9 protein-coding genes are annotated in these 14,905 nt (G+C 41.7%); 1 reads left to right on the top strand and 8 read right to left on the bottom strand.

The window, feature by feature from the left end; translation table 11 throughout:
• The first annotated feature begins 290 nt into the window (after nucleotides 1-290).
• Complete coding sequence (locus BM156_RS08080; protein WP_093919317.1) at nucleotides 291-692, top strand: bacteriohemerythrin; 402 nt, start codon at nucleotides 291-293, stop codon at nucleotides 690-692.
• 25 nt (nucleotides 693-717) lie between these two features.
• Here BM156_RS08080 and BM156_RS08075 read toward each other — a convergent pair whose 3' ends face one another.
• The 8 genes from BM156_RS08075 to BM156_RS08040 all read right to left on the bottom strand — a co-directional run bounded on the left by BM156_RS08075 (nucleotide 718) and on the right by BM156_RS08040 (nucleotide 14,807).
• Complete coding sequence (locus BM156_RS08075) at nucleotides 718-1,281, bottom strand: DUF4256 domain-containing protein (RefSeq protein WP_093919316.1); 564 nt, start codon at nucleotides 1,279-1,281, stop codon at nucleotides 718-720.
• Between the two features lie 230 nt (nucleotides 1,282-1,511).
• A complete protein-coding gene (locus BM156_RS08070; protein ID WP_093919315.1) occupies nucleotides 1,512-3,971 on the bottom strand; it encodes a hypothetical protein in 2,460 nt (819 codons plus the stop codon).
• Nucleotides 3,972-4,103: 132 nt separating this feature from the next.
• Nucleotides 4,104-6,899 carry an NPCBM/NEW2 domain-containing protein gene (locus BM156_RS08065; RefSeq protein ID WP_093919314.1) on the bottom strand — a complete coding sequence of 932 codons (2,796 nt, stop codon included), beginning with the start codon at nucleotides 6,897-6,899 and terminating at the stop codon, nucleotides 4,104-4,106.
• A 60-nt stretch (nucleotides 6,900-6,959) separates the two neighbouring features.
• Nucleotides 6,960-9,035, bottom strand: coding sequence for an alpha-galactosidase (locus tag BM156_RS08060; protein ID WP_139218235.1), 2,076 nt, complete (start codon nucleotides 9,033-9,035; stop codon nucleotides 6,960-6,962).
• A 178-nt stretch (nucleotides 9,036-9,213) separates the two neighbouring features.
• Entirely contained in the window at nucleotides 9,214-9,936 is a 723-nt protein-coding gene (locus BM156_RS08055) for a DUF459 domain-containing protein (RefSeq protein WP_093919312.1), read from the bottom strand.
• 8 nt (nucleotides 9,937-9,944) lie between these two features.
• Nucleotides 9,945-11,354, bottom strand: coding sequence for an alpha-L-fucosidase (locus tag BM156_RS08050; protein WP_093919437.1), 1,410 nt, complete (start codon nucleotides 11,352-11,354; stop codon nucleotides 9,945-9,947).
• Nucleotides 11,355-11,388: 34 nt separating this feature from the next.
• The gene (locus tag BM156_RS08045; protein WP_093919311.1) at nucleotides 11,389-12,246 is read right to left on the bottom strand and encodes a sialate O-acetylesterase; all 858 of its coding nucleotides are present in this window, start codon (nucleotides 12,244-12,246) and stop codon (nucleotides 11,389-11,391) included.
• A gap of 77 nt (nucleotides 12,247-12,323) precedes the next feature.
• The gene (locus BM156_RS08040; RefSeq protein ID WP_139218234.1) at nucleotides 12,324-14,807 is read right to left on the bottom strand and encodes a hypothetical protein; all 2,484 of its coding nucleotides are present in this window, start codon (nucleotides 14,805-14,807) and stop codon (nucleotides 12,324-12,326) included.
• Between the last annotated feature and the right edge of the window lie 98 nt (nucleotides 14,808-14,905).

Raw genomic sequence — 14,905 nt, 5'->3', positions numbered from 1 at the left:
TAAGTATCACAAGTCTTTTAGTGTATTCGAAAATAAAAAAAAAACCGTATGCAAGAGCTATTACATAACATCTTAGCTTGTTTATTCTTATTCTAGATTTCTTCACAACAAACTCTTTACTAAAAAGATCCTACCAAACAATTCCCCAAAACCTTAAATAAACCCCAAAAAAAAGGTCAACATATGATCATAATAACCTCAAAGAAGCCTATTTATATTACAAATTTGACTATCTTTCATTTTAGTTTCAGCTAGTGAATTATCTCTTTTACTATTAAAAAGAATCGACTATGGACAAGCAATTTTCCTGGAAAAAGAAATATGAAATAGGAATTCCTGAAATTGACAGCGAGCATCAGATATTTCTAAAAACAATTCAAAAACTTTTTGAGGCTTACCAAAAAGAAGAGGATAAAGGAATTCTTAGTGGACTATTTCTTGAACTATATAAGTATGCCGATTTCCATTTTATTAGCGAGGAAAATATCATGCTAATCAATGGCTATCCAGAATATGCAGTACACAAAAAAGAACATCACAATCTTTTGCAAAAGTTAGCTGGGATAATCAATACATTCGACACGAAGTACATCGATAAAGATCAGTTATTCGAATTTTTACTGGAATGGTTTACCATTCACACCACCAACTCAGACCGAAAACTGGGGGCCTACTTGGGCACAATTAAGTAAAAACATAAAACTACAGAATCAAAGTTTAGATTCTCAAAATTCCCCGAAATCCTCGAGCAGCATAATAAGAAGGAGCACTGTTATGATAGACAAAAACTCGGCCATAACGAAAATCGGCAAACAAAGCTCCTCCCAATTCACGAACAGCTGCCGGCGTTTTTAGCCAGCTCGATGTTTTACAATCAAACTCCCCGATTTTCTGCAAAACCCAATATTCTTCTTCAGTTAAGAGTGTAATCCCCATAGAGTCTGCCAAATCTTCAGCAGTATTCTCCGGCTTAAATTTCTTTCGCGACTCCAGTCCTTCCCGATCATAACAAAGGCTTCGACGACCTTTAGGACTTTCAGCTGAGCAATCGACAAATAGATATTCATCAGTTGCTTCGGAATATCCAATAACATCCGGTTCTCCTCCTGTCCGTTCCATCTCTCCAAGCGACCATAGTTTTTCTGGAGATTTTTCCAGTTTCGCTAGCACCTTATCCCATCCAATTCCAGAATGCCGGTTCCGATTCTCCTCGAATCGTGTTTGCAATAGGCTCAACAACTCAACACGCTGTTCCTTACTCAATTTTCGATTTGATTCCATGACTTACGAGGTTTTATTTTGATAGCAATAGCCTGAAAAATAGGGATATTTTTTCTGACAAAGACACAAATAAGACAAAAATATCTTATATAAAATCCAACATTTATCCAGAAAAAAAGCTTTCTGACTCCGGAGTCAGAAAGCTTTTTCAGAATTAGTACTTCTTTTAGATCGCCATATGCTTATTCCAATCGGTTAATGCAGAAAACCGATACCCAAATTACCAAGCTCTATTTTTTTGTACGGAAATTTACAATCATCTCCGGACCTTCAGTTCGTCCTTTCCCCTTGTAATCAAATTCGATTACATTTCGACCTTCACTTACCGTGAAGCAACTCTCGGGCAGCACGATTTCATCTTTTACCTGATGATTTTCAGAATAATGTTTTAGTGTTTTGCTTCCCTCGTTAAGAATGTAGTCACCAGGTTCTAAAGTGCATGGGAAAAGCGCTTTCTGCGTACCTACTTTTAAGTAGATTCCTTTTACAGCCTCCTTTGATGTTTTAGGAAGACGAACAACGTACTGCAATTTTTGGGCAGCTCCGGCACAAAAGTATTCCCAGCTGGAGGAAGTTGGCTTTCCAGGTTCCGTGGTCATATTTGTATGTTTATAATCTATCGAAACAGGGTTTTCCGGCGTACTTGCCAAAATTGTAGTAGGTAAAGTATTTGATTCATTCTCGCCTTGTGCGCGTCCTCCTTCCGGAGCCCACGATTCAATAAATACCAAACGAGTATGGCCATCTTCAATGCTTAAACTATAGAAAGTATAAGGATCACGAAGTTTTCTTTTTTGTTCTTCGGTAAAAAGGCCGTTCATTCTGGCATTTTCCCATTTCTTGATTTCAGACAAGATACCCTCGGCCTCTTGATTAATCTCCTCAAAGTTAGGACTGATATAAAAATCAACACCGGCATCAAAACCTGCTCCAAGTCCCATTACCCATTCAATATCTTTTTTGGTCGTTCTCTCGTTAATACTAAACTGTCCCATTTTTCGGGGTAATAAATCTTCTTTTAAGCCTTTCTGAACCTTAATCCGGTGGTCTAAATGTGCTTCCCTAAAATTTTGCGAAGTCCAAGGTTCTCCCCAGCTTTCGTTCGAGAAATAATGCCAGCCAAAATGTGTTACATCCGATGAATTAGCAACAATATTTGGGTTCTCTAAATTATCATAGAAGACCTTAACAAAACGATCGCTTCCATAACGTCCATGCCCACAAGCCAAGCCACCTTCAATCCCATCAAAACTAATTCGTTTCAATTTCGCTTCGTTGAAAAACCGGGCCAGGTTCTTAGCCATTTGGTCTTGCAAATTGATATTTGGGAAAAATACTTTATACCCGTGCGACATCAGCCGGGCCACCTGCTCTCCCTTTTTATGCGCAACAGCTTTTGTTCCGAATGCTCCACGCTTGCAATCTTTGAGAATTAACTTGCCATCGGCGGTTGAATAAGCATACTCAATAATTTCATCGCCAATACGCACAGCTGTGTGCTCTCTCCATCGTGGGTTTACTTTGTCTAAGTTAGGCTCGTAGTAGGCCGGGCGCATGGCCTCTTCAGCCAACCTCAATTCTTTGTCAGTTTCCGAAATATCATTTTCTAACTGGGTTATTCCTGCTTGAACCAAGCCAGTATCAGGTATTGGAGTTACCAATGGATCATTTGTAGTAATGAAATTGGTTAATGTATGAGCTCCAAGATTGATGCCTTGCTTTTCTGCTTTATCAGAACATTCGCGAACCGACTGGTAGCCATTTGGGAAATCACTTTCCCTTACATTGAAGGTTCCCCAAGTTTCAAAAATTCCACCGTGATACACACAGGTAATCCCGGCTTTTTGGGCAATATCAATACAGTCATCGATATTTTTCACATTGAAAGGCATGATGAACTTTGAAGATGTTGAGTAGTTGGAAATTTTATTCCATGTATCCCCATTTTTTATATGAGGTAGCTTTTCTTCCAGTACAATTTTCTCAATAACCGCTGTTAGACTTTCGGCAGGCACACAATACATGGCAAATTTAGCGCCTGTAATTTCAGCATCGCCATCGTTAACCGGCACCGCCTGTCCTAACTTTTGCTCCCAATTATCGACAACACGATAGGTTGAACGATCACGTACAAAGCCGGTTAAACTGGCACCGCCTTCAATCTTTTGGGCGGCATTTCCAAACCGTTCCCGTTGTAATATTTCAAATCCGCCCCGGCTTTTTAGGTTCAAGCCCATAAATCCAACAGCAATCGTATCATCATAAGCGATTCCGATGGATTGACCAATTTTCTCTGAAGGCAAAACATGATAAGGCCCCCATGTGACTTTATCAATCAATTTCTCGCAAGTTATATTCGTAATCTCAAAGGTGAGATAATCACTTTTATTTTCAATTTTTACATCAATTTCAGCTCCCGCTTCAGCAAATTCAAATTTCATCGTTTCTCCTGAACACTCCCAGCGACTAATCGGGTAGTTATTTCCTTCGCATTCTATCGAGAGCATAGATCTACTGTAACCCGGCATCAAGAGATTTTCACCCGACTTTTTATCCAGAAGTTCTGTTAGCTGGCCCTTATCATCAATGGAAATCTTAAAGTGATCGTTTTCAAGGAGTGACTTGGTTGAGCTAATCGTACATGCCACTGTACAATAAGCCAGCATGAGCAATAAAAATAGTTTATTCATTGGTTTTGTTTTTTTTTATAACTGTTCTGAATTACCGTATCGCATTTTCCCTTATCATTTCGCCACAACTCTGAAATGATAAGGAGCCTCCACATTTATTCCGTTTTCTTTCTTTCCTAATAAGCATGAGACCTACTCAATCACTACCCAATTGTAGGAATTCGCTGGAATGTGGATGCTGAGTTTCACTTCATATTCCCGACTCAGCTTATAGTTCTTTGCTTTTCCTTCCTGCTCGCGAATCGTTGCCGTTTGGGTTAATCCGGTATAATAAAGCGGCAGTGTGATTTCCCGTACTAGATCTTCATTGGTTGGGTTGAAAAACATCGCCAGCCCTTTTTCTTTCAATTCAGGATTAACATGCAGAAATCCATCCCAGTCTTTTCCAGATGGGCGACGCAGATGCACCAGATCGCTGTTTAGAATGTTACGGTACTTTTTATACCAGTCAATTACCCGAACAACAAGCTCTTTGGTTTCAGGAGCATCGTAAAGCCGTGGCCCGCGATAACAGGATTGTACGCCGGAGCCATAATTCTGCATCATCTGATTTTCGTAAGCATCCAGGTGATGTTTCAAAGGCTCAATGGTAGCAGCTGCACCCCCTCCGTGATACTGAGTCAGCGGAGTAAACGTCCAACACATGCTTGGAATCCGATCCCACAAACCATCGTAAATATTCTGGCGCCCAAGTACCAACTGCCGTTCACGTGGCAACGACCAGTTTACTTCCCGGTAACCAATCCCGGTTTTATTGGAGCCTGAGTTGACATAGAAATCAGGAATATTCATGTAAATCCCTTCACCACGCATCCATTTATACAAGCCCTGAATTTGGGCATACTGTTTCCATTGCGAGTCGCCCAATCCATTGTGATGCGCATGGCTTGTTGAAGCACATACATTTCCGGGGTAAGAACCATCATTTTCAAAGACACTCATGCCGGTTTTCTCATAAAACTTCCTGATTTTCCGGAAGTAGTTGTAACCCCATTCGCTGCTCAGGCAAGGCGAAGAGCCAAAAATCATTCCACCACGTTTTCCGGTTTTCGGGTTAATAACATCAACCTCATCGCTAATCCAGCGGCTCGAAAGCAGGCTATAGCCTCCCAGCTCAATGCCTTTGGAGTTGGCATAGTCCACCAGCTTTTTGAAATATGCGTAGTTTTCGTCCGATTCATCTTCCATGTTTACACCACTTCCAAAACTCAGAATCACCATTTCGTAACCAACCTCAGCACATTGATCAATGGCTTGCTTCACCACCTCTTCCTTGGAATTGGTCAGGTGCAGGAAAATTGGGTTTTCAGTAGTCCAAGGCGAGATTGTCCGATACATCTTGCGGACGAACAACCCTCTTCTTTCTTTATCGTAACTATCCATCGGTGTTTCCCATACCCGAAAGGTACGCAGCGACTCTCCGGGACGAATAGCAGTTTCCGGCCCCAATGGCGGTTTTACCTCCAACAAGCAAGGGGTTTGCAAGGGATAGTTGGCCTGTGAAGTATAACGAGAATCGGGTTCCCAGTAAGTGGTCACATCTGAGTTGCGTTGCTGCATGCCTCCAAATGCGTAATCGGTTTCAATATGAATATTGGGTTTAATCCATTCTGCAGGAGTTCCCACAAGGCTCTCCCCTTCAACCATCGCCAACTGCTCCAGCTTAAACTGGTTGACCTGCACCAACAGATCGCCCTCGTTGATCACTTCCACCCACTTGCTGATGGTTGGAATTCCATCGTAAAGCACAAAATGAACTTTTACAACAATAGCATTTTTCGTCAGGGTAAATACCAACTGTTTCCCGCTTGGCATCTCCGTGTTAGCTGCCCAGCGAATTTGCTTCCATGCCATCCGGTCATCCAATTCTTTCACTTCAAACTTTTGCACCTGAAAGGCGTTGGGTAGTGCTGCTAATTGATCAACCCAGCGCATTAGGGTATAAGCGTATTCTGGTTGCTGGCTCAAACCGCCAATGGTATAGGTTTTCCCATCGATGGTCAGCGTTCCCTCGTTGGAAACAGCACGCAACAAACTTTCGCCGGTCATTTGGTTGATGTAGTCAATGGTTGCCAAGTTGGGTGAAACCCGAAATACCCGGGCCACCAGCCCATTGCTTAGCACCAGGTCTTTGTTTTCATTGCTCCGGTAAACCTCGGCTTTGGCTTTTGAATTGTCAATCAGCCAATCATAGTCCGGTTGAGTCAGGGGCTGTTCAATTTCCGGCAACGCTGAGATTAAAGCATCCAACTTTTTTTTGATCGTTTCATCCTGCTTTACCTTAATCGCAAAATCAGGAGCGGCAATTGTCGGAGCAATTTCGAAGTATTCAAATTGCGGATTAAGCCACACAGCATGGTCTCCACTTTCGCCATCTCCGCCATCTTCAACCACCAGTTCCAAAACTCCTCCGCGCACTTTCTCGTCAATCGTTTGGGGAGCATCTCCCTGACGCATGATGCCACTGTTGAAAATCTCTTTCCCGTTATGAAGGAGCTTAAACACCACAGTTCCCGCATCAGGTTTTCCATCCTGCCCTTCAATTCCTGCAAATTGCTTTTGCTCATCGGTTACCTGGTAATAAACCCGTTTTCCATCTGCTAACGGAATGGTCTGAATCGTTGCTGCCTCGTAATTTATTTCCGAATCATTCACACCAACTTTAGCCGTAAAGCGGCGGCCATTGTTCATCTTTACTTTGATAACCGAGTGAGAATGAACACCAATTCCCTCACGAAATGCCTCTCCGGCAACTGAGAGTTGCTCTCCACTTACTGACTTATTTTTCACCGGTGCTCCATAGGTTTGCTGCGCTAGTGAAATATCCAGGTCAGATAGTTTCAATACTTGTTGTGCGGCACCTGTTGAGCAAAATAAAACAATGCCCAATGCGCTATACATTAGTTTTTTTAAAATTGAATGTCGCATGATTTTTTAATTAAGTAGTAGTCTAAGTTTCACAACACGATCAGAAAAGCTATCCTGATTCTATTTTTCAAATTCAAGCACCTTTACTTCTCTTGGTTTCAGAGTAATCTCAACGATTTCGTCTTTTAAAAACGATTTTCCTACAAATTCCGCCACATTGGATAGAGGTGAAGAAACGGTAAGTTTATCCAAACTCTTATTCACCCCAAAAGCTCTATCCAAAGTAAACGTATAGGTTTGTACTTCAGTTTCAGAAGGATTATGAAATGAGGCATATCCACCGTTTTCATTCCACCCCGTATAACCGTATACTTCCATCTTTTTAGGATTTCCACCATGCATTCTGGCATTTTTGAAATATGGAAAAACTTTATGTGCCCATTTTAATCCATCTGCCAAAACATCCCAATCGGCTTCTGACAGCTTTTCTGTTTTGATGTACAGCTCAACAAAGCCTGTTCCACGAGAAAGATTCATCCATAGGTACTCGCTAAATTGTTCTTTGCTCTCTCCTGTTTTGGTTTTCTTGGGTTCGTGGTTAAAAACAGAATTTATCGGAAATTGTGTTTTTTCTTTCACCCAGGTATCGTAATAAACACCATCACGATAAACCAATTCTTGTGTCCGATTACTTCCTCCTGCTGCATCACCGGCATTAATCATCCATACGGCATCGATGTATTGCAGCCACCACGGACTTAAGTAAGCTCCGTTTGAAATTACAATATAAACATTCGGATTCACTTCATGCTGTTTTTGAAAAATCTGCATCAGTCGCTCAGTACCGGCAACCAAGTAATAGGTTTTTAGCTCATCGTATTTTGGGTCGTTTAAGCGTTCATCTGCCGGACTAAACCCTTTGGTGTCGAGTTGCGACATCGTTGGCACACCATAATCGTCCCCATTGAAATCAAACTCACGACGATTAAGATGACCAAACAATCCGTCGAGTTTGAAATACGTTACTCCTTGCCTTGTTAGTTCCACCATCCGGTCTTCCAACAACTGCATATATTTTGGTCCTGCCAGCGACATGTACTGCTCCAATGCTTCCATGCCTTTTTCACGCATCAAGGGAACAGCAGGACGCGCACCAAAGTTACAACCAGGGCTTAACCATAAGCCTAAAGAAGAACCAGCTTGCTCAACATTTTCAATACTTGTAGCGAAATCGGTATCAAATTTTGCATTCACTTTCCAGACTTTGTCGCTCCAGTCTGTTTTAACATTCTGCCAGCCATCGTCAATTACAAAAGCTTTAAATGGAGGAACACCCCGTTTGGTATTCAATTCCTCACTGACTTTATTTACACTCTGCTCAAATTGTTCTTTATCCACCCGGGGGCCAAAATCGAACCAGCTGTTGTACTGCACCTGCAAACGAAGCGGGCGAACTCGAATGTTATCAATGTATTCAAAAAAAGTGTCTTGTATCAAATTAGCATCATCACCAACACCAAACACCGACCGATATGAAGAGTAGGTCTGTCCAGGCTGAAGCTCTTTTCCCCACAGGTAACCGCAAAAAGCAGTCTTGTTTTCCACATAGTTATAGGAAGCAGGAAACTCGGTTCCCCAAAAAGTTGCTGATTCTTTTGTGTACAATGGTTGCCCTAATCCCGGACGCCACTTGGATGGTCCCCAGGCCGTAATCTGTTTCATTTGGTAGGGCTGGTAGATATCATCAAGCTTTATTGTTTCAACATCAATTCTCTCAAGTGTTGTTTCCTTACCCGATCGGATATTGAGAGACTTATTCATATAAAAAGCATCGGGCTGAATTTCATAAACCACCTCAACTTCCATGTCGTGCTCTTCATTTTTTAACAAGAATACCAGTTTTTCGGGTGTTTGTGTTAAAACTTCTTTCATCATGAAATCAGCAGAAGTAAGGATTACATCGGTCCCTTCCTTATCCGTTCCCGCTGAAATCCGGATTTGAAATTCGGTTTTGTTTTGTGGAATCAACTCTTTTCCGGATACTTTATTTTTCAATTTTAAGGTGTGAAGTGATCCCCCTTCGACACTGAGTGTGCGCGACAAAAAATTATTGTCGATTGTAAACTCAGAATTTGTATTGCACCCCATCGTCGTGATCAATACAAGAACTAGTAGTAAATAAGTAGTAAATTTCATTCGTTTATGATTATTTATTTTTTCAAACACGCCGGACAATTTTCAACTCATTGCCATTCCCCTTGTTTGTTCTACTGATAAAAGAACAATCTTTGCGGTTGTCAGAGCTGAAACTACAAGCAGTAGAAAGACTAGATACGCACTATTCATTAACTTATTTTCTGGAATTATATAACTTCTACTTCAATACTTTCATAAGCTCCCTGTTCACCAATTCGGCAATCGCTTTGTAGCCTGCCTGATTGGGATGAACGCCATCTTTCTCGGTGAATAAGCTCGGTTTATCCTTCAACGGAGTATTCAAGTCGATAAAACCAAGTTCTTTTTCTTCTGCCAGTTTCTTTATTACATCGATTAGCTCCTGCAATCGGGGTTTTCGTTCTGTCAAACCATTCATCCGCTCCTCACTAAGCCCCGGCGTTTCAAGGACCATGGGCGAAGGAGCACAGATCCATATTTTTGGTTTTGAAGAAAAGTGACTTATCGAATCGATCAGGTCTCGGTAATCTCCGGGAAAATCATCCTTATATTCCCAGCATTTTCGATCGCCACAAGTTCCCATTCCACAGGTATCGTTTGTCCCCAAACTGATTATGACAATATCCGGTTTGGACTGTTTTATTTTAGCCAGCTGGCTCCATACTGTGGGGTATCCTTTACGAATCAGGGTACTTCCTCCAACTCCGAAATTCTCGACCTGATAGCTTTCACCTAAAAGCAGCTGAAGTTGCGAAGGATATGAATCTTTTTCAGGGTTCTCCAAACGAGCTCCAACCGTAATACTGTCTCCCACACAGGCCACTTTGATTTTCGTTCTCTCTCCACTTTCACTTATAAAAGAAAGAAGAGCAAACGACAACATGGTGATTGCTACTTTTATAAAACGATTTTTCAATTGCATACCTCTTGTTAGTTTTGTTCATCCTTATCTATAAAATACACTGAAAAGTCTTTGATCTGTGCAGCCCCTTTTGATTCCAGAATTTTTAACCTCATTGCGAAAATCTCCATAGCATCGAACCGATGAATAAATTTGTGTCCGATGCATGAACCTTCGAATAGCTGCTGCCACCCTTTGGATGTTTTCCCTTCCAAAACAAATCTTCTTACCCACTCGCCTTTTGAAATGTCTTCCATCAACACGACCTGGTTCACCTTTTGCTTTTTAGAAAACGTCAAGTCTAATTTCTCACCACTACCTGAAATCGTCGCTATTGGATTGGAAAAACGGCATCTAATTTCATCGCCAAATTCTTTCAAGCGTTTTACGTCTGGTGCAGGCATTATTCCGTCGGCATTTGGCGTTACACCAAGAATAAGGGTGGTGTTGTGCCCCACCGAATTGTAGTACATATTAATCAACTTATCGAGGGGATAAATGATCTGTTCTCGATTCGGCTCCCAAAACCAGTCATGTCCACCATTTCCTCGGAAAGGGGCATCGCTCATGGCTGGCATATAATATTTCCCGTCCGGATCACCGGTTTTTAGCAACTGAAAATTATTAGCTCCAATCTCTTTCCTGGCTGATTCTCCAGCCCCAGTTGATAGATATGGAAAAGTTCCCCAACAAGGGTATGGAACAGTCCCTGTTTCACTCCCGCCCCAGCGCATATCGGCACGTTGCAGGTTGTGGTAAAACAGGCCGTTAGGCTGATATTTCTCGAAAACAGAAAGTACATCAGGACCTCCCTGTTCAGGGCCATGAGCACCACCATCGAACCAGACCATGGCCCAGTCACCATAACGGGTAAAAACTTCTACTACAATTTTCTCAATCATCTGGTTGTAGTGTTGCTGACGGTTTTCAGCAAAACGCCCTTCACCCTGCACTTTAAAATCGTGGATTCCGTAGAATGCATTCCATCGCGTTCCGATATACACGCCAGGAAGCATACCGTGCCGTTCACAGGCTTCCTTAAAATCACGCAGAATATCGCCTTTCCCGTCCTGCCATTTCAATGCTTTCATACAATAGGGAGTTGCATCACTTTGGTAAAAAAAGAACCCGGTTTCGTGGCTCACCGTAAAAATGGCCATTTTAAACCCGGCGTCTTTCAACGACTTAATCCATTGGTCCATATTATATTGCTGAGGATTAAATGCATTGTAGTCCTTCACCGGAGTAATACGCACTTCTTTTTGCACATAAAACTCGCCATCAAACACATGCATATCCCAGCAAATCAAGGCAGCCAATTCGGAATCTTGCCATTCTAGCTGTGCTTGAGTTGGAATTGGAACAGGTTCCTGAGCTTTTGAAAATAGCGGAACCAGCAAGGTAAGAAAACACAAATACCCTAGTTCTTGGATTGTCATTTTAGCTGTTTTTTGATTGAGATTTCCAAAGGTATTATTTGTGAACAATTTCCTCATATTTTTCCTCATACCTATTTCCTAGAAGGATGTACGAATTACGATCAAAATGAACGTTGTGATGGTCAATAGATGTACAGCCGGTACTTTCTACAAAACCGGTGTTTTCCACTTTTCCCGGCAAACTACGTAATACAGATTTCACCTGGTTAATCCGATTCACTCGTGCGGGAGCATTGTGTTCCTCATTTGTACCATAAAATTCGGCTAAATTCCCAACAATAAAGGGAAGAGCTGGAGTATTCAGATCTGTACGTAGATCAGCGATTAGCTGGTGTAGCTTTCCTTCATAGCCTTCAGCCAGCTCTTCCGTAACTGTATCTGATTCACCTTGGTGCCATAAAATACCTTTAATTTTCCCTTTCTTTTGCGCGAATTTAGCTTTGGCAAATGCATCATTATAGATATCAGTCCCTTTCTTCAACCGATCAATTCCGGCACCTCCCCATGCGACCGGGATTAAAGCAACATTCACCCCGAGATGTTTTTCCAAATACGCTTTAGCAAAAGGTAGCCCCAAGCCAAATCGATCAGATTTTAGCCTGTTGTGCAAAGGATGGGCAGAGTTTTTCCAAACATATTCTCCCTCACAAACTGTTGGAATATGAAAAATGCCATCTACAGGAATGGTATCTTCGGGCAAAAGCTCCCCATAACCTGCCATATTCGACTGTCCCATCAAAATAAAAATATGCCATTCGTTATTTGCCTGTTTGCTTTTCGATTTCTGGATACAACCAGTAAAACTAAATGACAAAATAAGTAGGGCTGTAAAGCTTACCTTAATTCCGGCACGAAAACCTAAAAGACTGCATTGATTCTTTAAAAATTTCATTTATATCCATTTTCTTAATCTCCATCATCCTTTTAACAAGAACGGATACAACCGATTCGCTCTCTTATCTGGAAATGTCATTTTTTTATTTTGAAATTTACAATCACCTGAGGCCCAGCCTCACGGCCTTTACCCTTATAATCAAACAGAATTGTATTCTTTCCTTTCTCGACAAGGAGTTCGGTAATTGGCTTTGTCGCCAGAAGTTTTCCTTCTGCTGAATAATGCTTGACTTTTCCATCAGCCTGCGCCACGACATACTCTCCAGGGGTCAGGACGAAAGGGATCTCACATTGCACTACTCCTTTTTTCAAATACAATCCGCTTACTTTTTCGTTACTTTCCTTGGGAAGCCTTATTACAAACTGTAATTTTTGTTTTTCTCCGGCACAGAAAAATTCCCATTCGGCAAACGTTGGCTGCCCCGGCTCTTTTTGCATATTTACATGCTCATAATCCAAAGAGATAACCGTTCCTGATTCTCTTTTCAAAATGGATTCCGGCAAGGTATTTCGATCGTTGTCTCCTTGAATTTTACCAGTTTCAGGAGCCCAGGATTCAACAAAAACCAATTGGGCTTGAGCTCCCGAATCGTTAAGTTGATAAAAGCTAAAGGGATCTCTAAGCTTTTCCTTCTGTTCGTCCGTCAACGTTTGGTCCCAACGTACTTTTTCCCATCTCTTAATCTCGCTTAAAATCTCATTTCCTTCCGGGTTTTCATGAATGCTTTTAGGGCTAATGTAAAAATCGACACCGGCATCGTACCCCGCACACAGCCCCATCACCCACTGAATATCTTTTAAGGTGGTTTTTGAATCAATTCTAAATTGCCCCATTTTTCGAGGCATCAGGTCTTCGGCTAATTCTTTTTGCACCTTTAGGCGATGATCGAGCTGCGACTCCCTGAAATTCTTTGCCCACCAAGGTTCACCCCAGCTCTCATTTGCAAAATAATGCCAGCTGTAGTGCATCACATCCGACGAGTTGGCAATTATGTTTTTGTTTTCGAGATTATCGAAAAAAAACTTTATGAAACGGTCGCATGAATATCTTCCATGCCCGGTTGCCATGGCTCCCTCAATACCATCAAAACTGAGGCGCTCTAACTTGGTCTTATTAAAAAAGTTTGCCAGGTTTTTAGCCACCTGATCCTGTAAGTTGATATCAGCAAAAAACACTTTGTAGTAATGCGAAACCAATCTGCCAGTTTTGGCTCCTGCATTATGATTGCTTTTTTGCGTACCAAAAGCACCGCGTTTGCAACCGGTTAAAACCAAACGACCATTTTTAGTTACCGCAGAGTATTCAATGATCTCATCATCAATTTTGACAGCAAAAGCTTCTCGATTTTTATTTTCATTGGCTCTCAATTCTTCGGGAGAAATATCCAGCTTATCTTTCTCATAAGCTGGCGCCATCTGGATATCGGCAAGCATTATTTCGGTAGCATCTTCGGAAATGGCTTCTTCAAGGTAAGTTACCCCGGCCAATTGAAGTCCGGAATGAGGTACAGGAGAGACCAACGGATCGTTTGTCGTTATAAAATTGGACAAGGTATGCGCCCCCAATGTGATGTTTCGGGCTTTTGCCTTTTGAGCACACTCCAGAACCGACTGATACCCATTTGGAAAATCTTTTTCACGAACGGGATAAGTTCCCCATGATTCAAAAATCCCGGGGTGATAAATGCATGTAATTCCAGCGTTTTCAGCCACTTCCATACAATCATCAATATTTTGTGCGTTAAACCTCATAATAAACTTAGACGATGTGGCGTACAACGAATTCTTTAACCACTCCCCCTGGTGGGTTAAATATGGTAAATCTTCTTCCTGCTCAATTTCCGGAATCAGTTCTTTTAGCTGCTCGGCGGGAACTCCATAAATCGCAAATTTAGACCCAATGAGGGTAGCATCAGAGTCATTTACAGGAACTGTTTGCGTTAATTCCTGCAAACAGCTGTTTTCCAATCGTTCCACCGATCGATTTTTGGTAAATCCCTGCAGCACAGCTCCCTGTTCTGTTCTTTGAGCTGTATTTCCAAAACGTTCACGTGGAATCAATTCAAAACCACCGCAGCTCTTCAGATTCAAGCCCATAAGTCCGATGGCAAATTCGTTATTGTAAGCCACCCCTATCGACTTCCCGATTTTATCGGACAAGCTTACATGATAGGGCCCCCAGATCACTTTTTCAATTTCTTCGGATGATTCAATCTCTTCAAGTTCAAAGGTGATGTAATTATGTTTCTGGGTGAAAGCTATTTTCAATGTTGTGTTTTGCTCGTCAAAGGTTACCAGCAGGTATTTTCCCTTTCGAGTGAGCTGTGTAGGCAAAATATCCTGCCCGTTAATTCTGATTTGACAAAGGGCAGAGCCTAAATCCGGAACCAGGTAGTTTTGGTTGTTCTCATCGCTCAAGGCGACAATTCTTCCATTCCTGTCCATGGCTATCGTTAATGTGTCCGTTTTCAACTCCAAGGAATTGTTTTCACATGAAAGCAAAATGAAAAAGCTCAGAATTAATAAAGAGAATATTTTTAGGTTCGTATATTTCTGCATGAGGTTGCTAGTAAAAGTAATTGTAGTAGGTCGCTAAATAATACATCTTGTTGCAATGCTCTTCTGGTCTTGATCAGTCACATTGCTGCAAGTTGCTA

It is taken from the genome of Sunxiuqinia elliptica, assembly GCF_900113005.1.
In the GTDB taxonomy this organism is placed as follows: domain Bacteria; phylum Bacteroidota; class Bacteroidia; order Bacteroidales; family Prolixibacteraceae; genus Sunxiuqinia; species Sunxiuqinia elliptica.
Note: the sequence above shows the minus strand (reverse complement) of the source record. Positions and strands in the feature narration are given on the sequence as shown.